Origin of the sequence: Neohoeflea coraliihabitans (assembly GCF_019334345.1) — a bacterium.
Lineage (GTDB): Bacteria > Pseudomonadota > Alphaproteobacteria > Rhizobiales > Rhizobiaceae > Pseudohoeflea > Pseudohoeflea coraliihabitans.
In genome coordinates, this window is record NZ_JAHWQX010000001.1 from 550,444 (window position 1) to 573,994 (window position 23,551).

At 64.4% G+C, this 23,551-nt stretch carries 22 protein-coding genes; 14 read left to right on the forward strand and 8 right to left on the reverse strand.

Going from position 1 to position 23,551, the window contains the following annotated elements:
* Window positions 1-2 precede the first annotated feature (2 nt).
* Both KY465_RS02600 and KY465_RS02605 read right to left on the reverse strand, forming a co-directional pair.
* Window positions 3-1,043, reverse strand: coding sequence for an NADP-dependent oxidoreductase (locus KY465_RS02600; RefSeq protein WP_219158139.1), 1,041 nt, complete (start codon window positions 1,041-1,043; stop codon window positions 3-5).
* 22 nt (window positions 1,044-1,065) lie between these two features.
* A complete protein-coding gene (locus KY465_RS02605; RefSeq protein WP_219158141.1) occupies window positions 1,066-1,746 on the reverse strand; it encodes a TetR family transcriptional regulator C-terminal domain-containing protein in 681 nt (226 codons plus the stop codon).
* 204 nt (window positions 1,747-1,950) lie between these two features.
* On the opposite strand from KY465_RS02605, the gene aptA reads away from it, so the two are divergent.
* From aptA to ade, 9 genes are all read left to right on the forward strand, one after another.
* Window positions 1,951-3,279 (forward strand): omega-aminotransferase AptA, encoded by a 1,329-nt coding sequence (aptA, locus tag KY465_RS02610; RefSeq protein ID WP_219158144.1) that lies wholly within the window; start codon window positions 1,951-1,953, stop codon window positions 3,277-3,279.
* 35 nt (window positions 3,280-3,314) lie between these two features.
* Complete coding sequence (locus tag KY465_RS02615; protein WP_219158146.1) at window positions 3,315-4,565, forward strand: Zn-dependent hydrolase; 1,251 nt, start codon at window positions 3,315-3,317, stop codon at window positions 4,563-4,565.
* Between the two features lie 15 nt (window positions 4,566-4,580).
* Entirely contained in the window at window positions 4,581-6,101 is a 1,521-nt protein-coding gene (hydA, locus tag KY465_RS02620; protein ID WP_219200743.1) for a dihydropyrimidinase, read from the forward strand.
* Window positions 6,101-6,529 (forward strand): VOC family protein, encoded by a 429-nt coding sequence (locus KY465_RS02625; RefSeq protein WP_219158148.1) that lies wholly within the window; start codon window positions 6,101-6,103, stop codon window positions 6,527-6,529. Before hydA ends, KY465_RS02625 begins: the two co-directional genes overlap by 1 nt.
* A gap of 157 nt (window positions 6,530-6,686) precedes the next feature.
* Window positions 6,687-7,544 carry an ABC transporter ATP-binding protein gene (locus KY465_RS02630; protein WP_219158150.1) on the forward strand — a complete coding sequence of 286 codons (858 nt, stop codon included), beginning with the start codon at window positions 6,687-6,689 and terminating at the stop codon, window positions 7,542-7,544.
* Window positions 7,545-7,621: 77 nt separating this feature from the next.
* Complete coding sequence (locus KY465_RS02635) at window positions 7,622-8,509, forward strand: ABC transporter permease (RefSeq protein ID WP_219158152.1); 888 nt, start codon at window positions 7,622-7,624, stop codon at window positions 8,507-8,509.
* A complete protein-coding gene (locus tag KY465_RS02640) occupies window positions 8,509-9,642 on the forward strand; it encodes an ABC transporter permease (RefSeq protein ID WP_219158154.1) in 1,134 nt (377 codons plus the stop codon). The genes KY465_RS02635 and KY465_RS02640 overlap by 1 nt, the downstream gene beginning before the upstream one ends.
* 32 nt (window positions 9,643-9,674) lie before the next feature.
* On the forward strand, window positions 9,675-10,652 hold the full coding sequence (locus tag KY465_RS02645; protein WP_219158156.1) for an ABC transporter substrate-binding protein: 978 nt from the start codon (window positions 9,675-9,677) through the stop codon (window positions 10,650-10,652).
* Between the two features lie 97 nt (window positions 10,653-10,749).
* Window positions 10,750-12,450, forward strand: a complete 1,701-nt coding sequence (gene ade, locus KY465_RS02650) for an adenine deaminase (RefSeq protein ID WP_219158158.1) — start codon at window positions 10,750-10,752, stop codon at window positions 12,448-12,450.
* 19 nt (window positions 12,451-12,469) lie between these two features.
* On the opposite strand, the gene rirA is transcribed toward ade, so the two are convergent.
* Window positions 12,470-12,922, reverse strand: coding sequence for an iron-responsive transcriptional regulator RirA (gene rirA / locus KY465_RS02655; RefSeq protein ID WP_219158160.1), 453 nt, complete (start codon window positions 12,920-12,922; stop codon window positions 12,470-12,472).
* Window positions 12,923-13,056: 134 nt separating this feature from the next.
* Between rirA and KY465_RS02660 the strand changes: the two genes are divergently transcribed.
* A complete protein-coding gene (locus KY465_RS02660) occupies window positions 13,057-14,223 on the forward strand; it encodes a serine hydrolase domain-containing protein (RefSeq protein ID WP_219158162.1) in 1,167 nt (388 codons plus the stop codon).
* Window positions 14,224-14,242: 19 nt separating this feature from the next.
* On the opposite strand, the gene KY465_RS02665 is transcribed toward KY465_RS02660, so the two are convergent.
* The 3 genes from KY465_RS02665 to KY465_RS02675 all read right to left on the reverse strand — a co-directional run bounded on the left by KY465_RS02665 (window position 14,243) and on the right by KY465_RS02675 (window position 17,031).
* Window positions 14,243-15,424, reverse strand: coding sequence for an Mrp/NBP35 family ATP-binding protein (locus KY465_RS02665; RefSeq protein ID WP_219200744.1), 1,182 nt, complete (start codon window positions 15,422-15,424; stop codon window positions 14,243-14,245).
* 66 nt (window positions 15,425-15,490) lie between these two features.
* Window positions 15,491-16,519, reverse strand: coding sequence for an AbrB family transcriptional regulator (locus tag KY465_RS02670; protein ID WP_219158164.1), 1,029 nt, complete (start codon window positions 16,517-16,519; stop codon window positions 15,491-15,493).
* A 152-nt stretch (window positions 16,520-16,671) separates the two neighbouring features.
* Window positions 16,672-17,031, reverse strand: coding sequence for a DUF1304 domain-containing protein (locus tag KY465_RS02675; RefSeq protein ID WP_219158166.1), 360 nt, complete (start codon window positions 17,029-17,031; stop codon window positions 16,672-16,674).
* Between the two features lie 235 nt (window positions 17,032-17,266).
* On the opposite strand from KY465_RS02675, the gene modA reads away from it, so the two are divergent.
* The 3 genes from modA to modC are packed head-to-tail and all read left to right on the forward strand — an operon-like array spanning window position 17,267 to window position 19,824.
* A complete protein-coding gene (gene modA, locus KY465_RS02680; protein ID WP_219158168.1) occupies window positions 17,267-18,034 on the forward strand; it encodes a molybdate ABC transporter substrate-binding protein in 768 nt (255 codons plus the stop codon).
* A gap of 6 nt (window positions 18,035-18,040) precedes the next feature.
* Entirely contained in the window at window positions 18,041-18,727 is a 687-nt protein-coding gene (gene modB, locus KY465_RS02685) for a molybdate ABC transporter permease subunit (protein ID WP_219158170.1), read from the forward strand.
* Window positions 18,724-19,824, forward strand: coding sequence for a molybdenum ABC transporter ATP-binding protein (gene modC, locus KY465_RS02690; RefSeq protein ID WP_219158172.1), 1,101 nt, complete (start codon window positions 18,724-18,726; stop codon window positions 19,822-19,824). Before modB ends, modC begins: the two co-directional genes overlap by 4 nt.
* Before the next feature lie 111 nt (window positions 19,825-19,935).
* On the opposite strand, the gene KY465_RS02695 is transcribed toward modC, so the two are convergent.
* Window positions 19,936-21,387: an NAD-dependent succinate-semialdehyde dehydrogenase gene (locus KY465_RS02695; protein WP_219200745.1), complete on the reverse strand. Its 1,452-nt coding sequence runs from the start codon at window positions 21,385-21,387 to the stop codon at window positions 19,936-19,938.
* Window positions 21,388-21,411: 24 nt separating this feature from the next.
* Window positions 21,412-22,569, reverse strand: a complete 1,158-nt coding sequence (locus KY465_RS02700; RefSeq protein WP_219158174.1) for an iron-containing alcohol dehydrogenase — start codon at window positions 22,567-22,569, stop codon at window positions 21,412-21,414.
* A 149-nt stretch (window positions 22,570-22,718) separates the two neighbouring features.
* Between KY465_RS02700 and KY465_RS02705 the strand changes: the two genes are divergently transcribed.
* A complete protein-coding gene (locus tag KY465_RS02705; RefSeq protein ID WP_219158176.1) occupies window positions 22,719-23,537 on the forward strand; it encodes an IclR family transcriptional regulator in 819 nt (272 codons plus the stop codon).
* Window positions 23,538-23,551 lie beyond the last annotated feature (14 nt).

The following is a 23,551-nucleotide window of genomic DNA, read 5'->3' on the forward strand; positions in this document are numbered from 1 at the left end:
CCCTAGAGCTGGTCCGGACCGACCCGGATCACCCGCTTGCCGAAATTCTCGCCGCGCAGCAGGCCGATGAACGCTTGTGGCGCGGCCTCCAGACCGTCGATCATTTCTTCGCGGTAGCTGATCCGGCCCGCGCCGATCCATCCGGTCATCGCCTTGGCGAATTCCGGATACAGATGGCTGAAATTCTGGAAAATGATAAAGCCGCGCACCGTCAGCTGCTTGCGCAGGATCTGCCCCATGAGCCAGTTCATGCGGTCCGGCCCATCCGGCAGAGCTGTGGCATTGTACTGTGAGACCAGCCCGCAGACCGGCACGCGCGCCTCGCGGTTGAGAAGCGGAATCACCGCATCGAGCACCTTGCCGCCGACATTCTCGAAATAAATGTCGATGCCATCCGGGCACGCCTCTTTCAGCCGGCCCTTGAGATCGTCAGCCTTGTGATCAAGGCAGGCATCGAACCCCAATTCATCAACGCCATAGGCGCATTTCTCTTGACCGCCGGCGATGCCGACGACGCGGCAGCCGAGAATTTTTCCGATCTGCCCGACTGTCGCGCCCACCGGACCGGTCGCCGCGGCAACAACCAGCGTTTCCCCGGTTTTCGGGGCACCGATCTGCGTCAATCCGGCCCAGGCGGTAAATCCCGGCATGCCGAGAATACCCAGCGCCCAGGACGGGTGTTCCGGTGTCGCTCCAAGCTTCACCAGTTCCTTCCCATCGGAAATGGCATAATCCTGCCAACCGTTGAAACTGACCACCCAGTCCCCCTCGGCAAACCCGTCATGGCGGCTCTCGACCACCCGCGCCACCGTACCGCCGACCATCGTTTCGCCGACCTCCACCGGCGCCGCGTAGGATGGCGCGTCGCTCATGCGGCCACGCATATAGGGATCAAGCGACAGAAACACGGTGCGCAGCAGGATCTCGCCTTCGCCGGGCTCGGGTCGCGCCGCTTCCTCCAGCCGCAGCGTGTCGGCGTCCGGCTCGCCCTGCGGCCGTTGCGCCAGCACGAAACGGCGGTTGCTGTCATGTGTCTGTGTCATGTCTTCTCCAAAGGGGCCGGCATCACTCGTCGCCGAGTACCCGAATTTTCGGTTGTGGCGCGACCCCTTGCGGATCCCGCGGTTTCAGGCCATCGAGAAACAGGGTCTCGAGAAAGCGCGCAGCATCGTCAAAGCGGCCTTCGCCGCCTCGTTTCGGACCCAGCACGGCACGCACCTGCACGTCGAAATCGGCATAGTGCTGCGTCGTCGACCAGATCGCGAAGATCAGATGTCGCGGGTCGGCCCGGTTCAGGCGGCCAGCCGCCATCCAGTCTGAGATAACCTCCGCCTTTTCATCGACAAGGTCGCGCAGGCGCGTTTCAAGCACTTTGTGGATGCGCGGTGCACCCTGCAGCATCTCATTGGCAAACAGGCGGCTTTCGCGCGGATAATCGCGCGCCATCTCAAGCTTGCGCCGAATGTAACCGCGCAATTCCGGCAGCGGATCACCCTCCTGGTCAAGCTCGATCAGCGGCTTCAGCCAGGTGTCGAGCAGCCGGTCGATCAGCGTCTGGTAAATGTCCTGCTTGCGGCGGAAATAATAGAGCAGATTGGGCTTTGACATGCCCGCGCCGTCAGCAATCTGGTCGATCGTCGCGCCGCGATACCCATGCCGCGAGAACACCTCGAGCGCTGCATCGAGGATGCGCGCCTTGTTCTCCGTTTGAATGCGCGTCTTGCGCTCGACCGGTGCCTTTGCCATCAGCCTGCATTGCTCCGTGCCGCGCCCCGGTCATCCTGCCGCATCACCCGCCCCTTTCCTCGCATCAATGGCCCTTGACCGCACCAATCGCCCTGATAGAGTTTGATCAAACAGTCAAGTTTTTCGTAGCACAGCTTGGTCAGAGTGACCAACAGCGCCTCATTTCTCAGCTGCCGATACGGCGCATCGCTCAAGGAGACGACCATGTCCAACCGGCTGCAAGCAACCCCCAATGATCTGCGCGCTTTCTGGATGCCTTTCACGGCCAACCGCCAGTTCAAGAAAGACCCGCGCATGCTGGTCGCCGCCAAGGACATGCACTTCACCGCCGCCGACGGCCGGCAGATCCTCGACGGCACCGCCGGACTGTGGTGCGTCAATGCCGGCCACTGCCGCCCGCGCATCACCGAGGCGATCAGCCAGCAGGCCGGCGAGCTTGATTACGCCCCGGCCTTCCAGATGGGCCATCCGAAAGCCTTTGAGCTGGCCAACCGGCTGATCGACATCGCGCCGGACAACATGGGGCACGTGCTGTTCACCAATTCCGGCTCCGAATCCGTCGACACGGCGCTGAAGGTGGCGCTCGCCTATCAGCGCGCCAAGGGCGAAGGCTCACGTTTCCGCCTGATCGGCCGCGAACGCGGCTATCACGGCGTCAATTTCGGCGGCATCTCGGTCGGCGGCATCGTGCCCAACCGCAAGATGTTCGGCACCCTTCTGACCGGCGTCGATCATCTGCCGCACACGCATCTGCCGGAAAAGAACGCCTTCACCCGCGGCGTGCCCGAGCATGGCGCCGACCTTGCTGACGAGCTGAACCGCATCATCGCCCTGCACGATGCCTCGACCATCGCCGCCGTCATCGTCGAGCCGGTCGCCGGATCCACCGGTGTCCTGATCCCCCCGCAAGGCTATCTCAAGCGCCTGCGCGAGATCTGCACGCAGCATGGCATCCTGTTGATCTTCGACGAGGTGATCACCGGCTTCGGCCGTCTCGGCAGCGCCTTCGGAGCGGACCATTTCGACGTCAAGCCCGACATCATGATCACCGCCAAGGGTCTGACAAACGGCGTCGTGCCGATGGGCGCCGTATTCGTCACGCCGGAGATTCACGACGCCTTCATGCACGGTCCGGAAAACCTGATCGAATTCTTCCACGGCTATACCTATTCCGGCAATCCGCTTGCCGCCGCCGCCGCCCTGGCGACGCTGGAAACCTACAAGGAAGAACAGCTCTTCGAGCGCGCCAATGAGCTGGCGCCCTATTGGCAGGACGCGCTGCATTCGCTGAAGGACTGCCGCAATGTCATCGACATCCGCAATATCGGCCTCGTCGGTGCCATTGAACTGGAACCGATCGCCGGGCAGCCGACAAAGCGCGCCTTTGACTGTTTCCTGCGCGCCTGGGAGAAGGGCTGCCTGATCCGCACCACCGGCGACATTATCGCCCTGTCACCGCCTCTGATCGTCGAAAAGGGCCAGATCGACCAATTGGTCGACACCCTCCGCGACGTTCTCCAGGAGGTCGACTGAGCCACTTATTTTTCATTACGAAACAGGAGTATCCGATGGCCGCACCCGCTGCAAACATGAGAATCAACGCTGACAGGCTGTGGGACTCGCTGATGAAAATGGCCGAGATCGGCCCGGGCGTGGCCGGCGGCAACAACCGCCAGACCCTGACCGACGAGGACGGCGAAGGCCGCAAACTGTTTCAGAAGTGGTGCGAGGACGCGGGCCTCGAGATGGGTGTCGACACCATGGGCAACATGTTCATGCGCCGCGAGGGCACCGACCCCGACGCGCTACCGGTCTATGTCGGCTCGCATCTCGACACCCAGCCGACCGGCGGCAAATATGACGGCGTGCTGGGCGTGCTTGGCGGTCTCGAATGCATCCGCACCCTCAATGACCTCGGCATCAAGACCAAACATCCGATCGTGGTCACCAACTGGACCAATGAGGAAGGCACGCGCTTCGCGCCGGCCATGCTCGCCTCCGGCGTTTTTGCCGGCATTCACGAACAGGACTGGGCCTATCAGCGCCAGGACGCCAAGGGCAAGACCTTCGGCGACGAGCTGACACGCATCGGCTGGCGCGGCGAGGAAGAGGTGGGCGCCCGCAAGATGAAGGCGTTCTTCGAGCTGCACATCGAGCAGGGGCCGATCCTCGAGGCCGAGGGCAAGGATATCGGCGTCGTCACCCATGGCCAGGGCCTGTCATGGACCCAGGTGACGATCACCGGCAAGGAGGCGCACACCGGTTCGACCCCGATGCCGATGCGCCGCAATGCCGGGCTCGGCATGGCCAAGGTGCTGCAACTCGTCGACGAGATCGCCTGGAGCCACAAGCCGGACGCGGTCGGCGCCGCCGGACACATCGATGTCTATCCCAATTCACGCAACGTCATTCCCGGCAAGGTCGTCTTCACCGTCGATTTCCGCTCGCCCAACCTTTCCGTCATCGAAGACATGGAACAACGCCTCAAGGACGGCGCCCAGAAGATCTGCGACGAGATGGAGCTCTCGATCGAATTCGAGAAGGTCGGTGGCTTCGATCCCGTCGAGTTCGATGCCGGCTGCGTCACGGCCATCCGCGATGCCGCCGAGCGTCTCGGTTACGCGCACCGCGACCTGATCTCCGGCGCCGGCCATGATGCCTGCTGGATCAATCGTGTTGCGCCGACCGCCATGGTCATGTGCCCCTGCGTCGACGGCCTGTCGCACAACGAGGCCGAGGAGATCTCGAAGGAATGGGCCGCCGCCGGCGCCGAAGTGCTGATGCATGCGGTGGTCGAGACAGCACAGATCGTGGAATAGGAGATCCGCGCCGCCATCGGCGCAGCAAAAACGATAAGGGCCGCGACAGACGGCCGGAACTGCCAGAGGACGAACACCATGCCAAGCACCATCATCAAGAACGGCACCATTGTCACCGCCGATCTGACCTACAAGGCCGACATCAGGATCGAGGACGGCGTCATCGCCGAGATCGGCGCCGGCCTGTCGGGCGAGACGGAACTCGACGCCTCCGGCTGCTACGTCATGCCCGGCGGCATCGACCCGCATGTGCATCTCGAAATGCCGTTCATGGGCACCTATTCCTCCGATGATTTCGAAAGCGGCACCCGCGCCGCGCTCGCCGGCGGCACCACCATGGTGGTCGATTTCTGCCTGCCCAATCCCGAACAGTCGCTGCTCGAGGCCTTGCAGCGCTGGGACAACAAGTCGACCCGCGCCCACTGCGACTATTCCTTCCACATGGCGATCACCTGGTGGGGCGAGCAGGTGTTCAACGAGATGGAACAGGTGGTGCGCGACAAGGGCATCAACACCTTCAAGCATTTCATGGCCTACAAGGGCGCCCTGATGGTGCAGGACGACGAGATGTACGCCTCCTTCCAGCGCTGCGCCGAACTCGGGGCGATGCCGCTGGTGCATGCCGAGAACGGCGATGTCGTCGCCGATCTGTCGGCCAAGCTGCTCGCCGCCGGCAACAACGGACCCGAGGCGCATGCCTATTCCCGCCCGCCGCAGGTCGAGGGCGAGGCCACCAACCGCGCCATCATGATCGCCGACATGGCCGGCGTGCCGCTGTATGTCGTGCACACCTCCTGCGAGCAGTCGCACGAAGCCATCCGCCGCGCCCGCCAGAACGGCATGCGCGTCTTCGGCGAGCCGCTGATCCAGCACCTGACCCTTGATGAGAGCGAGTATTTCGACAAGGACTGGGACCACGCGGCGCGGCGCGTGATGAGCCCGCCCTTCCGCAACAAGGCGCACCAGGATTCGCTCTGGGCCGGGCTGCAGTCCGGCTCGCTGCAGGTGGTGGCCACCGACCATTGCGCCTTCACCACCGAGCAGAAGCGCAACGGTATCGACGATTTCACCAAGATCCCCAACGGCACCGGCGGGCTCGAAGACCGCATGCCGATGTTGTGGACCTATGGCGTCGCCACCGGCCGGCTAACCATGAACGAATTCGTGGCCGTCACCTCGACCAATATTGCCAAGATCCTCAATGTCTACCCGAAGAAGGGCGCCATTCTCGTCGGCGCCGATGCCGATATCGTCGTCTGGGATCCGGAGAAGAAAAAGACCATCTCCGCCAAGAGCCAGCAGTCGGCCATCGATTACAACGTCTTCGAGGGCAAGACGGTCAAGGGGCTGCCGCGCTACACCCTGACGCGTGGCCGGGTGGCGGTCGATGATGGCGCCATTCAGCCCGAGGAAGGCTGGGGCCAGTTCGTCAAGCGCGAACCCTTCGGCGCCGTCAACAAGGCCCTGTCCACATGGAAGGAGCTGACCGCGCCGCGCAAGGTCGAACGTTCCGGCATTCCCGCCAGCGGCGTGTGATGCCTGCCGCCCCGCCGCCCATCGACGGCGTTCTGGAAGCCGCGCTGTATGTCGAGGATCTCGACGCGGCAAAGCGCTTCTATGGCGATCTGCTCGGCCTGCAACTGATCACCGAGGTCGAGGGCCGCCACGTCTTTTACCGCTGCGGCGCCACCATCGTCCTGCTGTTTCGCGCCGCCGCCACCCGGCAGCCGACCAGCAATGACAGGCTGCCCGTGCCGCCGCATGGTGCCGAAGGCGACGGTCATCTGTGTTTCGCAGCCGACGCGTCGGCACTCGATGCCTGGCATGCCGCGCTGACGGCGGCCGGGATCGAAATCGAAGCCGATTTCTGCTGGCCGAACGGCGCCCGCTCGATCTATGTCCGCGATCCCGATGGCAACTCCATCGAGTTCGCCGAGCCGAAATTGTGGGGTCCCGACACGTGAGCCTGACCGGTCCGCATCGCAACCCTCCCGCTTTCGAAAAGCCCTTGAAAACAATCAGGGAAATACAAGAGCCATTGCCTTTCCACCGCCTTTGGGTGCAGGGTAAGAGACCACAAAAAAACAAGCGTTTTGACAACGGGGAAGCTGCACAATCAGCATGAATATTGCGCCGCACACATCCGCCTCGAATGGCAGCTCGGTTCCGCAGGGTTCGTCCACCCAGGACGACGCTTCGGATCGCAAAGTCATCTCGACCCGCAATCTCGATCTCACATTTCCCACCGCCGACGGATCCGTCCAGGCGCTCTCCGACATCACGCTCGACATCGACAGGGGCGAGTTCGTCTCGCTGATCGGCCCCTCCGGCTGCGGCAAGACCACGCTCCTGCGGGTCATCGCCGATCTCGAAAAGCCGACGGGCGGCAGCATCGAGGTCAATGGCACGACACCCGAAGGGGCCCGCCAGGACGGCGCCTATGGCTACGTTTTCCAGCAGGCGGCCTTGTTTCCCTGGCGCACCATCGAGGCCAATGTCGCTTTGCCGCTGGAGGTCATGGGGCTGAAAGCCGAGGAGCGCGCGCGCCGCGTCCGCTCCAATCTCGAACTGGTCAATCTCATCGGCTTCGAGAAGAAGTTCCCATGGCAACTGTCCGGCGGCATGCAGCAGCGCGCCTCGATCGCCCGCGCCCTGGCCGTTGAACCGGACATGCTGTTGATGGACGAGCCGTTCGGTGCGCTTGACGAGATCGTGCGCGACCATCTCAACGAGGAACTGCTCAAGCTTTGGGCGACCACCGGCAAGACCGTCGTCTTCGTCACCCACTCGATCCCCGAAGCCGTCTATCTCTCCACCCGCATCGTCGTCATGAGCCCGCGTCCCGGGCGCATCCACGAGATCATCGATTGCGATCTAGGCGCCGACCGGCCGCTGGAAATCCGCGAGTCGCCGCAGTTCCTCAAGATCGCCCATCGCGTCCGCCAGGGGCTGGCCGCCGGCCATGCTCCCGAAGCGTGAGGTGAGAGGATGACCCGGAGACGCTCCTTTACAATCGCATCTTTCCTTGCCGCGGCAGCCCGGCGAAAGGGCCGGCCATGAGCGCTGCCGCCAGCCATCTGACCGGTCGCTTCATCCCGGTCTTCAGCATCCTGCTGGTCATCCTCTTTGCCTGGTATATCGGCGCGGTGGCGCTCAATGCCCCCTTCCAGCACGATCTAGAAAAGCGCACCGGAAACGTCACCACCGGCGTCGCCTTCATCGAAAAGACCCTCTCGCAGCCGAAACCGACCATGCCGGCGCCGCACCAGGTGGCTCAGGCGCTCTGGAAAGGCACCTTTGGCGTCAAGCCCTGGTCGCGCCGCAGCCTCGTCTATCATTCCTGGGTGACGCTGTCGGCCACCCTGCTCGGTTTCGCCATGGGCACACTGCTCGGCGTCGTCATCGCCATTTCGATCGTGCATGTGCCGGCCCTCGACAAGTCCTTCCTGCCGTGGATCATCACCTCGCAGACAATCCCGATCCTCGCTGTCGCGCCGATGATCATCGTGCTGCTCGCCGCCATCGGCGTCACCGGGCTTTTGCCGAAGGCGCTGATCTCCACCTATCTGTCGTTCTTTCCGGTCGCCGTCGGCATGGTCAAGGGCCTGCGCTCGCCCGATATCCTGCATCTCGATCTGATGCGCACCTATTCGGCCACGGCGGCGCAGACCCTCTGGAAGCTGCGCATACCCGCCTCGGTGCCGTTCTTCTTCGCCTCGATCAAGGTGGCCATTGCCGCCTCACTGATCGGGGCCATTGTCGGGGAACTGCCGACCGGGGCAGTCGCCGGCATCGGCTCGAAGCTCTTGGCCGGCTCCTACTACAGCCAGACCATTGACATCTTCGCGGCCCTGATCGCCGGCTCGATCTGCGCCATCCTGCTCGTCACCCTCGTCGATGTCGTCGGTCGCTTCACCCACAGACAGATGGGAGGCAAGGCCTGATGCATGCCGATGCGCCCACCCGCCTGGCTCCCAACTGGCAGGCGCTCCTGGCCTTCCTCGCAGCCCTCGCCAGCCTGTTCTCCGCCCTCGCCGCCACCCCGTTCACCGCCACGATGGATGGCACTGCCGCGCTGATGGTCGCCGCCCTGCTGGTCGGCGCTGCCGCGCTGTCGAACCTGCGCCTGTCGGCGGCGCTCGAATCCGCGATCCTCGCCATCGGCAGCTTCGGGGCGGCCTGGCTGCTGCTTGGCGGTCTCAATGAGGCGTTTGGCACCGCCACCCTGGGTTACTGGCTGGCTCTCCTCGCCGCCTGGCTGCTCGGCTGGCGACTGGTCTCGGTGCTGTCCGGCGACGGCGTCAAGACCGGCACCAGCCGTCTCATCGCTCTCATCGTTCCGGCCATTTTCGGGCTCTGGATCCTGATTTTCTGGGAAGCGCTGACCCGCGGCGCCGGCGTGCCCTTCGTGCTGCTGCCGCCGCCCTCGGCGATCGGCCTGCGCATTGCCGCCGCCACCGATATCCTCGCCGCCGACTTCGTCCAGACAGTCGTCAAAGCCGTCTTGATCGGCTATCTGATCGGCTGCCTGACCGGCTTTCTTGTCGCCATCCTCGCCGACCGCTACCGGTTTTTCGCCAATGGCCTGCTGCCGATCGGCAACATGGTCTCCGCCCTGCCGATGATCGGCATTGCGCCGATCATGGTCATCTGGTTCGGCTTTGACTGGCACTCGAAGGCCGCTGTCGTCGTGGTGATGACCTTCTTCCCGATGCTGGTGAACACGCTTGCCGGCCTCGCCGCCACCGGCCACATGGAGCGCGATCTGATGCGCACCTATGGCGCCAGCCACTGGCAGGTCCTCGGCAAATTGCGCCTGCCGGTGGCCATGCCCTTCATCTTCAACGCCCTGAAGATCAATTCGACTCTGGCCCTGATCGGTGCCATCGTCGCCGAATTCTTCGGCACGCCGGTGGTCGGCATGGGCTTTCGCATTTCGACCGAGGTCGGTCGGATGAACCTCGACATGGTCTGGGCGGAAATCGCCCTCGCCGCCATTGTCGGGTCGTTGTTCTACGGCCTGCTTGCCCTTCTTGAGCGGGCCGTGACGTTCTGGCACCCGAGTTATCGGCAATGATTGCCGGGGCCATCTTCCAGAGGAGAATGAAAATGAAAAAGACAATCGGCATGACACTCGCAGCCTTCGCGGTCGCTGCGATGGCAACGACGGCGCAGGCCGCCGACGAGGTGACACTGCAGCTCAAATGGGTCGCCCAGGCACAGTTTGCCGGCTACTTCGTCGCCAAGGACAAGGGTTTTTACGAGGAAGCCGATCTCGACGTCGAGATCAAGCCCGGTGGCCCCGACATCGCCCCCGAACAGGTGATCGCCGGCGGCGGCGCCGATGTCATCGTCGACTGGATGGGGGGCGCCCTGGCCGCCCGTGAAAAGGGCGTCGGCCTCGTCAACATCGCCCAGCCCTTCAAGAAGGCCGGCATGCAGCTCGTCTGCCCGAAGGATGGTCCGGTGCAGTCGACCGACGATTTCCCCGGCCATACGCTCGGCGTCTGGTTCTTCGGCAACGAGTATCCGTTTTACGCCTGGATGAACAAGCTCGGCATTTCCACCGAAGGCGGTGACGACGGCGTCACCGTTCTCAAGCAGAGCTTCGACGTGCAGCCGCTGATCCAGAAACAGGCCGACTGCATCTCGGTGATGACCTACAACGAGTATTGGCAGCTGATCGATGCCGGCTACCAGGAAGACGATCTGATCGTCTTCAACTATACCGAAATGGGTGCCGACCTGCTTGAGGACGGACTTTACGCGCTCGAAGAGGATCTTGAAGATCCGGAATTCGTCGACAAGATGGTCCGCTTCGTGTCCGCCTCGATGAAGGGCTGGAAATATGCCATCGAGAACCCCGAGGAAGCCGCTGAGATCGTCATGGAAAATGGCGGCCAGGACGAAAATCACCAGAAGCGCATGATGGGCGAGGTTGCCAAGCTGATCGGCGAGCCCGACGCCAAGCTGATCGAGGCCGCCTATGAGCGCACCGCCAAGGCGCTTCTCGATCAGGGCATCATCGAGAACGAGCCGGAAGGCGCCTGGACGACCGTCGTGACCGACAAGGTTTCGGTCGAATAATCCAGTCAGGACGCGAAAATCAGCCTGCCGGCAGCAATGCCGGCAGGTTTGCTGTATCAAGAGGGCGACCTCGAGGGGCCACATCAAGGGGGATGACATGAGCAATCGGCTGGACGATCGCATCGAGCAGGGCCAGGGCAATGCCCCCGCCGACATCGTTCTCAAGGGCGGGCGGCTCTTCGACCTTGTCACCGGCGAATTGCGCGATGGCGACATCGCCCTGTGCGGCGACCGCATCGTCGGCACGCTCGAAACCTATTCCGGCGTTGAGGAAATCGACATTTCGGGGCGCATCGTCGTGCCGGGCTTCATCGACACGCATCTGCACATCGAATCCTCGCTGGTCACCCCGCATGAATTCGACCGCTGCGTCCTGCCGCGCGGCATCACCACCGCCATCTGCGATCCGCACGAGATTGCCAATGTGCTCGGCGCCACCGGCATCCGCTATTTTCTCGAGTGCTCCGAGCACACGCTGATGGACATCCGCGTGCAGCTGTCGAGCTGTGTTCCCGCCACGCATCTGGAAACCGCCGGCGCCCGCCTGGATACCGATGATCTCTTGCCGTTCCGCGATCATCCCCAGGTGATCGGCCTGGCGGAATTCATGAATTTCCCGGGTGTGCTGGCCCGTGACCCCGTTTGCATGGCCAAGCTGGAGGCCTTTCAGGGCGGCCATATCGATGGCCATGCGCCGCTGCTGCGTGGCCTTGGTCTGAACGGCTATCTCGCCGCCGGCATCGCCACCGACCACGAAACGACCAGCGCTGACGAAGCACTCGAAAAACTGTCAAAGGGCATGCATGTGCTGGTGCGCGAAGGCTCCGTCTCGCGCGACCTCGACGCCCTGATCCCGCTGATCACCGAACGTCATTCCCCATTTCTCGCCTTGTGCACCGACGATCGCAATCCGCTTGATATCGCCGAGCACGGGCATCTCGATTACATGATCCGGCACGCCATCTCAAAGGGTGTCGATCCGCTCGCCATCTATCGCGCCGCCTCGATCTCCGGCGCCCGCGCCTTCGGGCTGCGCGACCGTGGCCTCGTCGCCCCCGGCTGGCGCGCCGATCTGGTCGTCCTCGACAGCCTCGCCGATTGCAATGCCGAAATGGTGTTCTGTGCCGGCCGCCGCGTCACTGCCGATCTGTTCTCCAGCCGCCGGCCGGTCGCGCCGGTCGGGCTTGCCAGCGTCAAGGCGCCAGAAGTGACGGCCGAGACCTTCGTCGTGCGCAAGAATGCCACCACCACGCCGGTGATCGGTGTCCTGCCCGGCAAGATCATCACCGAGCGCCGCGATTTCGATCTGCCGGTCAATGGCGGCGAGAAAACCGTCGATCTCGAGCGTGACATTCTCAAGGTGTCGGTCATCGAGCGCCACGGCCGAAACGGCAATATCGCTGTCGGTTTCGTGCAGGGATTTGGCTTGCAGCGTGGCGCCATCGCCTCGACCGTCGGCCATGACAGCCACAATCTCTGCGTCATCGGCGCCGATGAGACCTCGATGGCCACGGCTGCCAATCGCATGGCCGACCTTGGCGGCGGGTTCGTCGTCGCCGACGGCACCGAGATTGTTGCCGAGATCGCCTTGCCGATTGCCGGGCTGATGAGCCTTGAACCCTATGAGGCCGTGCGCGACAAGCTGCGGCCCCTGCGCGCCGCCGCCAAGGCGCTCGGCAGCACCCTCGACGAGCCGTTTCTGCAACTCGCCTTCCTGCCCTTGCCGGTCATTCCGCATCTGAAGATTTCCGACCGCGGCATGGTCGATGTCGATGCCTTCGAGATCATCGAAGCGTAAGCAGTTGCTAACGTAAGGATCAGGCGGCCGGCTGGTCTTCGGTCAGGCCAAGCAGGAAATTGATTGACGGCCGCGCCTTGACCAGATCATCGATTGAATACTCGGCAAGCACGGCGAAAAACGCGCCCAGCGCCTTGCGCAGCGCCGAGTTCAGCGCGCAGGAATCGATCAGCGGGCAGTCGGCGAACTCGCTCTCGAAACATTCCGCCATGGCGAAATTGTCTTCCGTAACGGTCACTACATCGACCAGCGAAATGTCGCCGGCGGCCTGGCCGAGCCGGATGCCGCCATTGCGGCCGCGCACGGTTTCCACCAGCCCGGCCTTGGTCAGCGGCTGCAGGATCTTGAACAGGAACAATTCCGAGACCGAATAGGCCTTGGCGATGTCCGCGATGCGGCTCAATTGACCTTCGTTGGCGGCGCAATACATCAGTATCCGGATCGCGTAATTGGTCTGCCGTGTCAGCCGCATTGAGATGCTCCGTCAATCAACCATAAAGGATTGCCAGGTAATTTAGAATGATTCCATGAAAAGTGAACCCATTCATTCAAGTTTTTTCCCTCCGGCCTGACAACGCCAGGAAACGAAGCCGCGAAAAGGGCATCATGGAAGACGAATTCGAGACCCGCAATGGCTTTCCGCGCTCCGCCGCGAGCCTTGCCAATTGGCGCACCCAGCCCTTCAGCCGCTGGGCGTTTCGCAACACCGCCGAACTGATCCCTTCGGCCCGCATTGCCACCGCGACGCCGCGCCCGCTGCCCGCCGTGCAGCGCAATGCCGAGATCATGAGCCGCCCGATCGGTGCTGCCAATGAGACGGTGGCCTGGTTTCTGGCGCGCAGCCAGACCGACAGTTTCCTGATGGCACGCGACGGCCGGATCGTCGCCGAATGGCATGCCGCCGGGGTTGACCGCGGCGACCCGCACCTTCTCTTCTCGATCACCAAGTCGATCACCGCGCTGATCTTTGCCATTCTCGAGGAGCGCGGCCTTGTCGACCCGGCGCTCAGTGTCGGCATGATCCTGCCCGAAACGCGACGCAGCGCCTATGGGGACGCCACCTTGCGCGATCTCCTCGACATGCGCGTCAGCATCGATTTCGACGAGCAATACCTCTCACAGGGCGATTATGCGCGCTACCGCCGGGCGATGCTGTGGAATCCGCCGCTGTCCAGCGGCGCGGACGAGAACCTGTTCGCTCTGCTTTGCGATCTCAAAAAGGCCGACGCGCCGCATGGCGGGGCCCATTATTACTGCTCGCCGAACAGCGACATGCTCGGCGCGGTGATCGAGAAATCCGCTGGACGACGGGTCTCCGATCTTGTCTCCGATCTGCTCTGGAAGCCGCTTCAGGCGCATGCCGATGCGTTTCTGACGGTCGACAATCTCGGCGCGCCGCGCACCGCCGGCGGCATGTCCTGCCGCCCGCACGATCTTCTGGCGGTCGGCGAGCTGCTTTTGAACGACGGGACCGCTGCGGGCGCACGTATCCTGCCGCAACGCTGGATCGACGACATGCGGCACAATGGCGATGCGCACGCCTGGGCCGATGGCAATCAGGCCGACTTCCTGCCCGAGGGCCGCTACCGCAGCCAGTGGTACCAGGTCGGTGGCGACAGCGAGGCCTATCTTGCCGTCGGCATCCACGGCCAGTTTCTCTATATCGACCCGCCGAGCCGTACGGTCGTCGTCAAGCTGGCGTCCCAGGATGAACCCCAGGATGACAGCCTCGATCGCGAGAACCTTGCCCTGTTTCGCCGCTTGTGCGCCTGAAAGCGGCTGAACCGCGCTTCTACTCGAAGACGATGCTCGGTGCCGGGCGGCGGCTGGTCTCGTAGCGCGCCATCTCGTCCAGCAGACGACCGGCAATCTCCAGGTAGCGCTGTGCATGCACACCGCCGGGATCGCTGGCGACCACCGGCGCTCCGGCATCCGATGTCTCGCGGATCGGCAGCGCCAGCGGAACCTCGCCAAGGAACGGCACGCCGATCCGCTCGGCTTCCTTGCGCGCCCCGCCATGCCCAAAAATGTCGTGCTGGCTGCCGCAGTCGGGGCAGATGAAATGACTCATATTCTCGATCAGCCCGAGCAGCGGCACCTCGACCTTGCGGAACATGTTGATGCCCTTGCGCGCATCGAGCAGTGCCAGATCCTGCGGCGTCGAGACGATCACCGCGCCGGCCAGCGGCACCTGCTGCGCCATGGTCAGCTGCGCGTCGCCGGTGCCGGGAGGCATGTCGACCACGAGCACATCGAGTTCGCCCCACGCCACCTCGCGCAGCATCTGCGTCAGGGCCGAAATGACCATCGGCCCGCGCCAGATCATCGGTGTGTCCTCTTCGACCAGGAACCCCATCGACATCACCTTCAGACCGAACTTCTCCATCGGTTTGAGAACCCGGCCCTCAAGCTGCTCGGGACGCCCCGATATCCCGGTCAGGCGCGGCAGCGACGGGCCGTAGATATCGGCGTCCAATATGCCGACCCGCTGGCCTTTCTCCGCCAGCGCCAACGCCAGATTGACCGCGGTCGTCGATTTGCCGACCCCCCCCTTGCCCGAGGCCACGGCGATGATCTTCGCGACACCCGGCACCTCCGTCTTGGCGCGTTGTCCACGCGGTCCGCCCCGCGGCGCACCGGGCCCGCCACCCGGCGCAGCACCGGGGGCAGCCCCGGCCGGCCCGGACGGTCTTGGCGGCGGTGATGCGGCAGCCGACCCCGCAGCCCGCGCCGCCGTCAGCGCCACCATCGCGCTTTCAACGCCGGGAATCGTCAGCGCCGCCTTTTCAGCTGCAAGCCGCATCGGCTCGAGATCACGCGCCCGCTCGGCAGGCACCGTCAGCGAGAAATAGACCTTGTTCTCAGCCACGAAAATGTCGGACACCAGGCCTTGATCGACAATATTCCCATCAAGATCCGGGCCCTGCACGGTGCGCAATTTTGCGACGACGTCGTCCTTGGTAAAACTCAAGATAAGCTCCAGCGTGAGATTCGATTGTTCTAGACATAATGGCTTCCAGCGTCCGATCCAATGGGCGGCTCACGCCGCCGGGCGTCGCAGCACCAGCGCCGGCACAATGAATGTCAGCATCAACAGCCGCGAAATGTGATGCGCGGCCACGAAAGTCGGGTCGACCCCGAGCAGCACCGACATTGCCGACATCGTTTCAACTCCGCCCGGCGCGAAGGCAATCAGCACTGCGGTCAGCGGCAGGCCACTTGCGGCCGAGGCCGCCAGCGCGAAGACAAACGCGAGCATCACCGATACGAGCGTCACCGCGATTCCGGCCCCGATACAGCGCCGCAGCTCCGCAAAACTGACGCCTGAGAACCGGCTGCCGATCAGCGTTCCGAGAACGATGAACGCAACCGTGGTCACCGCCGGCGGCATGTTTCCGGTCACCATGGTGCTGCCATGCAGGAGCAACGACACCCCAAGACCGCCCATCAAGTATGCGGCTGGCAGGCGCACGCGGTGCAAGCCCCATCCGGCAAGCCCGGCAGCGGCAAGCACCAGCACGAACTGCAAGGGCGCCAGAGGGGCCGGTGCGGCCATCTCTGCAGCGGACGGCAACGGTGCGATCACCAGCGCCGCCACCGGGACGGCGATGGTCAGGGACAGAACCCGGAAGCTCTGGATGATGCTGACTGCCGCCAGATCGGCCTGCATCCCCTCACTCAGACCGAGCACATAACCGAGATGGCCCGGCGAGGCGCTCAGTAAGGCGGTCGTGCGGTCCATGTGCCAGAAGCGTTCCAGCATGATGCGCGTCACCAGCAGGATCGTCACCAGCAACACCGCCAGCAAGACCAGCGTCACCGGCCAGCGTGTCGCCGCAGAAAGCACATCCGGCGTGACGCTCTGGCCCATCGTGACACCCAGCACGATGAAAGTCAGATCACGCGTCCAGCGCCCAACCGCCACGCGTACACCTGCCAAAGCCGCAACTGCCGCCGCGATCGCCGGTCCGATCAGAAACGGCGCCGGCGCCCCGAGGAGAAAGGCGAGGCCGCCGCCCATCGCTCCGATGATCAGCGCGGCAAGATGCGAACGAAAAGACGAGGACATGAACACCCTGGGAATGGGCTTTCCGATCGGCTGGGAGACCGGAACAGCCACGCGCGGCACATGCGCGCGACTATAGGGGCGCGATGTAGCGCCGTCGAGCGCGGCACGAGCCAGACGAGAACGCGGTCGGTTCGTTCGGCTGCGGCGCTGGCCTAGATGAGGAGACTGGCGATCCCCGCCAGCGCCGGCAGCGCCTGCACGTAAAAGATACGCCGCGAGACGGTCGCCGCGCCATAGATGCCCGCCAGGCTGACACACACCAGGAAGAACAGCGCCACATGCGACTGCCAGACCGGGTTCGATATGATGATCGACCACACCAGCCCGAAAGCGAGAAACCCGTTGTACAGCCCCTGGTTCGCCGCCAGCTGCTTGGTCTGGCTGAACAGCTCCGCCGGCAGCGTGCGGAACACTTTCGGCCCGCGGCGCTCCCAGGCAAACATCTCCAGCCAGACGATATAGAAGTGGATGAGGGCAACAATGGCCACCAGCGACAGGCTGACAACGGACATGGTGATATCCCGCAGGCAAGAATTCAGTGAAATGCCCGATAATCGCCGGGCAGCACGCCGCGCAGCTTGCCCCCTCGTCCCGGCTGCCGCAACGCCCGACTGCGCTTTTCCCCGAGACTCTGGAGCCTGCGCCCGCCAACGCTGATTGACCGCATCGGAAAGCACTGTGTTATATAGCCGCGTGAAAAGACATTTCGCTTCGGCCCCGTCCGGCCCTTCCCACAAGGATCCGTGGATGGACCTCTCCCCGCCCCTGCGCACCGCGCTGCGTATCCTCGCCATCGCCATCGGTCTTGCCTCCGGCCCGGCGGCCGCCGAGAAGACGCTCGTGGCGGTCGCCGCCAACTTCACCGCACCGGCTGAGGACATTGCCGCCGCCTTCGCCGCCGCCAGCGGGCACCAGGCCGTCTTGAGTTACGGCGCCACCGGGCAGCTCTTCGCCCAGATCATGCAGGGCGCGCCCTATGAGGTCTTCCTTGCCGCCGATGCGGAGAGGCCCGCGCGCGCCCTCGCCGAGGGACTGGCGGTCGCGGGCAGCGGCTTCACCTATGCGGTCGGACGACTCGCCTTGTACGGGCGCGAACCGGGCACTGCCACGGGGCCCGACTCCCTGCACTTGGGCCCGGGCGAACGCATCGCCATTGCCAATCCCGATCTTGCCCCCTATGGCCGCGCCGCCATCGAGGTGATGCAGGCGCTCGATCTGGAAGACCGATTGCGCCCGACCTTCGTCATCGGCACGACGATTGCCCAGGCCTTCCAGTTCGTCGAGACCGGCAATACGGCCATAGGCTTTGTCGCCCTGGCGCAGGTCATCGGGCGCAGCGAGGGCAATTACTGGCCGGTTCCGGCCAGCCTTCACGCGCCGATCCGCCAGGATGCCGTGTTGCTTGCCGCCGGCAAGGACAACCCGGCTGCGCGCGTCTTTCTCGATTTCCTCCGCTCCGAGGCAGCGCACAAGATCATCGCAGCCTATGGCTACGATGCCGCCATGGCGGAGTAGGCACAGATGCCAGCCTTGAGCCCGGAGATCTGGAGCGCCATCCGCCTGACCGTGCAACTGGCGGCGCTGACAACCTTGATCCTGATCATTTTCGGCACGCCGATCGCCTGGTGGCTGGCACGCTCCCCGCGCTGGTACAAGGAGGTTGTCGGCACGCTGGTCGCACTGCCCCTGGTCCTGCCACCGACAGTCCTCGGCTTCTACCTGCTTCTCGCTCTCGGGCCGGACGGGCCGGGCGGGCTGCTGGCACAAAGCTGGGGCGCCCGCACGCTCGCCTTCACATTCGAGGGACTGGTCATCGGCTCGGTGATCTATTCCCTGCCGTTCGTCGTCCAGCCCATTCGCAACGCCTTCGAAGCGATGGGCGATCGGCCGCTCGAAGTGGCTGCCACCCTGCGCGCCTCCCCGGCCCGCGCCTTCTGGACCGTCGCCCTGCCGCTCGCCCGTCCCGGTCTTCTCACCGGCGCCGTCCTCGGCTTTGCCCATACGGTCGGCGAGTTCGGCGTTGTCCTGATGATCGGCGGCAACATCCCGGGCGAAACCAAGGTCCTGTCCGTGGCGATCTATGATTTCGTCGAAACGCTGCGCTGGCGCGAGGCCAATATCCTTGCATTCGGCATGGTGGTCTTCGCTTTTCTCGTCATCCTGTCGGTGACGCTGCTCGACAGACGCCTGCGCCGGAGGGCGAAATGAGCGGCGATATCATAGAGGCGGCGTTCGAGGACCGCTTCGAGCGCTTCACGCTTAACGCCGCCTTCACGGCCCCGAACCGCGGCATCACGGCGCTTTTCGGCCCTTCGGGATGCGGCAAGACCACCGTTCTGCGCTGCCTTGCCGGGCTGGAGCGGGTGCGCAACGGCCGGTGCCGCATTGGCGGCGAGACCTGGCAAACGCCAGACACATTCATCCCGCCGCACCGCCGCGCCATCGGCTATGTCTTTCAGGAGCCGAGCCTGTTTCCGCACCTCACGGTGCGCGGCAACCTGCTGTTCGCCCGCCGCGGTCAGCCACCCGCAGGCGCCGCCGAGACCGCGGCCTTCGACGATCTTGTCAGCCTGTTGCGCCTCGAGCCGCTGATCGACCGCAACCCTGAGCGCCTGTCCGGCGGTGAGCGTCAGCGCGTTGCCCTCGCCCGGGCGCTGCTGTCGAGACCGCGTGTGCTTTTAATGGATGAGCCGCTGTCGGCGCTCGACCAGGAGGCGCGCGAGGAAATCCTGCCGTTTCTCGAACGCCTGCACAGGACGCTCGATATCCCCGTCATCTATGTCACCCACGACCTGCAGGAGATCGAGCGCCTGGCCGACTGGCTGGTGCTGCTTGAAAGGGGCCGGGTGATCGCCTCGGCACCGCTCGACAGGGTTCTGGGCGATCCTGCCCTGCCGCTCGCAAGGCGCCGCGACGCCAGTGTCGCCCTCGATGCGCAACTGGCCGGCTTTGATGCCGCCTACGGCCTTCTCGAACTGCGCATTGCCGGCGCCACCCTGCGGGTGCCTGGCACGCCGCCGGATCCGGCCGGGCCGCTGCGCCTGCGTATCCGCGCCTCCGACGTGTCGATCGCCCTGGCGCCTCCCGGCCCCTCCTCCATCCTCAACATTCTGCCGGCCACCATCGTCAGCGCCCAGCCCCAAGGGGCGACCGACATGCTTGTTGTCCTGCAACTGGGCGCCGCCGGCGAGGAAGGCACCCGCCTTCTGGCCCGCATCACCCGGCGCTCCTGGGAGACACTCGGTCTCGCCCTCGGCCAGCCGGTACAGGCTCAGATCAAGGGGGCCGCACTCGCCTTCGCCTGAGGAAAGGATGCCGGTGCGGTGGCTTGAACCAGGCCAGGCGCAATGCAGAACGGGCCGGTCGCATGTCGCGGTCCGGCCCGTCATCGTTTTCGGTCTGCTGTTCTCAGCCGATCAGACGCTCATGCAGAGATACTTGATCTCGAGGAAATCCTCGATGCCGTATTTCGAGCCTTCGCGGCCCAGCCCCGACGCCTTGATGCCGCCAAACGGCGCTTCGGCGGCCGAGATCAGACCGGTGTTGATGCCCACCATGCCGCTTTCGATTTCCTCGGCCACGCGCCAGACCCGTGACAGATCACGCGCAAAGAAATAGGCGGCAAGTCCGAACTCGGTGTTGTTGGCCAGGCGGATCGCTTCTTCCTCGGTCTCGAAGGTGATGATCGGCGCCACCGGTCCGAAGGTCTCGTCGGTCAGCACTTTCATGCCTTCCTTCACCCCGGTCATCACGGTCGGCTGATAGAAGGTATGTCCGAGCTCGGAGCGTTCACCCCCGACCAGCACCTTGGCGCCCTTGCTGACCGCGTCGGAGACGTGCTCTTCGACCTTCTTGAGCGCCGCCTCATCGACCAGCGGCCCGATTGTCGTGCCGTCTTTCATGCCGTCACCGACCTGCAGCTTCTTGGCCGCTTCCGCCAGCTTTTGCGCAAATTCCTCGGCGACACTGCTCTGCACATAGATGCGGTTGGCACACACGCAGGTCTGCCCCGAATTGCGGTATTTGGCGATCATCGCGCCTTCCACCGCCTTGTCGATATCGGCATCGTCGAACACCAGGAAGGGGGCATTGCCGCCCAGTTCAAGCGACAGCTTCTTGATGTCGTGCGCGCACTGCTTCATCAGGATGCGGCCAACTTCCGTCGAGCCGGTGAAGGTCAGCTTGCGCACTTTCGGGTTGCCGCACAGCTCCTGGCCGATGCCCTTCGAATCCGAGCCGGTGACGATCGACAGCACGCCTTTCGGCACACCGGCGCGCTCGGCGAGCACCGCCATCGCCAGCGCCGAAAGCGGCGTCTTCTCGGCCGGCCGGCCAACGAAAGTGCAGCCCGCGGCCAGCGCCGGCGCCACTTTGCGGGCGATCATCGCATTCGGGAAATTCCACGGCGTGATCGAACCGACCACCCCGACCGGCTGCTTCAGCACGACGATGCGCTTGTCTTCCTGGTGGCCGGGAATGACATCCCCGTAGATGCGCCGGCCCTCCTCGGCGAACCACTGGATATACGAGGCTCCATAGGCGATCTCGCCTTTCGCCTCGGCCAGCGGCTTGCCCATCTCCGCCGTCAGGATCTTGCCGAGATCCTCCTGATGCTCGAGCATCAGATCGTTCCATTTGAGCAGGATCGCGCAGCGGTCTTTCGCCGTGCGGGCGCGCCATGCCTTCTGCGCCTCATAGGCAAGATCGATGGCCTTGCGCACATCGTCTGCCGACAGGTCGGCGACTTCGGCGATCGTCTCGCCGGTCGCAGGATTGACGACCGGGAAGGTTTTGCCGGTTTCCGTCCACTCGCCGCCAAGGAAGGCGCGGGTTTCAAGCAGGCTGGAATCGGAGAGATTGAGAGACATCATTGGTCCTTTCATTGCAGATTGTCAGTAGGCGGCACGGTAGATCGCCAAAGCGTCCGCCTCGCTCAGCGGACGGGGATTGTTGACGAGCAGCCGGGTCTGTTTCATCGCGTCGGCGGCCAGCATCGGCAGGGCCGCCTCGTCAATGTTCATTGCCCTGAGATTGGGCGGAAGGTCGCAGGCTTGCGAAAGTTCTGCCAGGCGATCGCAGAACGCAGCCGCCCGCTCCTGGCCCTCGAAGCGGCCAAGCTCGGGAAAGGCGAAGGGCGCCAGTTCGGCGTAGGGCTGGGGCGCCGCAACGATGTTGAAACGCAATACATGCGGCAGCACCAGCGCATTCGACAGGCCGTGCGGGATGTGGAAATGACCGCCCAGCGGATAGGCCAGCGCGTGCACGGCGGCGACCGGCGCATTGGCGAAGGCCTGGCCGGCCAGCATCGCACCAAGCAGCATGTCCGCGCGCGCCTGCTGGTCCGCACCGTTGCGAACCGCCGTCAGGATGGCCGGCCCCATCAGGCTCAGAGCCTGTGTGGCCAGGAGCCGCGAGACCGGATTGTTGTTGGCGCTCGCCGAGGCATAGGCTTCGATCGCATGCACCATCGCATCGATCCCGGTCGCCGCCGTCACATGCGGCGGCAGCCCATAGGTCAGTTCCGGATCGATCAGCGCCACGTCGGGCAGGAGAAGCGGCGAGACCACGCCCTTTTTCTCATGCGCGCCGGTGGTGACGACGGAAATCGGCGTCACCTCCGAGCCGGTGCCGGCCGTCGTCGGCGCAAGGATCAGTGGCAGACGCGGCCCGCGCGCCAGCCCGACACCATAGGCATCGGCAAGGTTTTCGCCGCTGCCGGCGAGCAGCGCCACCAGTTTCGCGACGTCGAGCGATGATCCGCCGCCGAGCCCGATGATGCCGTCGACGCTCTCGGCCCGGGCCATCTCCGCAGCCGCCTCGATCACCGCTTCCGGCGGATCCGCCTTGACGTCACTATATAGGCTGACCGCGACGCCGGCCGCCGCCAGTCGCTCCTGGGCACGCCCGACAATTCCGGTGTCCATCAGCCCCGGATCGGTGATCAGCATAACCCGCCGGCCAATCTCTGCCGCCGCCATCGTGCCGAGATCATTCAGGGCACCGGCCCCGAACCGCACCGACCGGGTCGTATTGAAGACGAAAGGCGTCATCGCGCTGTCACCTGTGCGCGATCAGTAACGCGGCTCGCCTGCCAGACCCCGGCAGAGCAAATCGAATGTTGCATCGGTCATTTTGTCCCGTATACTGAACGCAATTTCTTATTCGGAACAATAGCAGAGTGCGCCGCGGGGTCAACGGGATGGATCAAAGAGCAGCAGCGAGCGACGCCGATGAAGGCGATCCGAAGCGGATCATCCCCGCCATCGGGCGCGCCAGCCGCATTCTCGATCTGGTCGCCCGCAGCCGCGCCCCGCAGACACTCTCGCAGATGGCGCGCGAACTCGGTATCGCCAAGAGCACGGCACACACCCTGTGCCGCAGCCTCGTCGAGCTCGATCTTCTGATCCGCCGTCCCGATCAGACCTACCGTCTGGGGCCGCATCTGATGCGCTGGTCTCAGGCCTTTCTGCGGCAGTCGGATATCGCCACCGAATTCGCGGCCATATGGGACTCCGAGACGGAAATGCCCGGCGCCACCATAACCCTGTCGGTGCGCGATGGCGCCGAGGTCGTCTATATCGCGGCGCGCAACTCGGCCCTGAGCCATCCGCTAGTCGATTTCCGCGCCGGTATGCGCCTGCCGGCCGCCTTCACGGCCACCGGCAAGGCACTGCTCAGTCGCAGCACCGAGGCAGAACTGCGGCGCCTCTTTGACGCCGGCCTGCCGCGTCCCTTGACGCCGCACAGCGTGCGTTCCCTGGCAGATCTGCGGGCCGAACTTTCCGTGGTCCGCCGCACCGGCATTGCCATCGACAATCAGCAGGTCGCCGAGGGGATGGTCTGCTTTGGCGCACCGGTGCTGGATTCGGCCCATCAGGCCATTGCCGGCGTCGCGGTCAGCCAGCTCGTCGAGGACATGACACCCGACCTCGAGCCGCGGATCGTGGCCACGCTCAAACGCGTCGCCAGCCGCCTGTCGGCGCGCATGGGCGCCGATCTCGGCGCGCCGGTCGACTGAGTGACAGTGGCAAC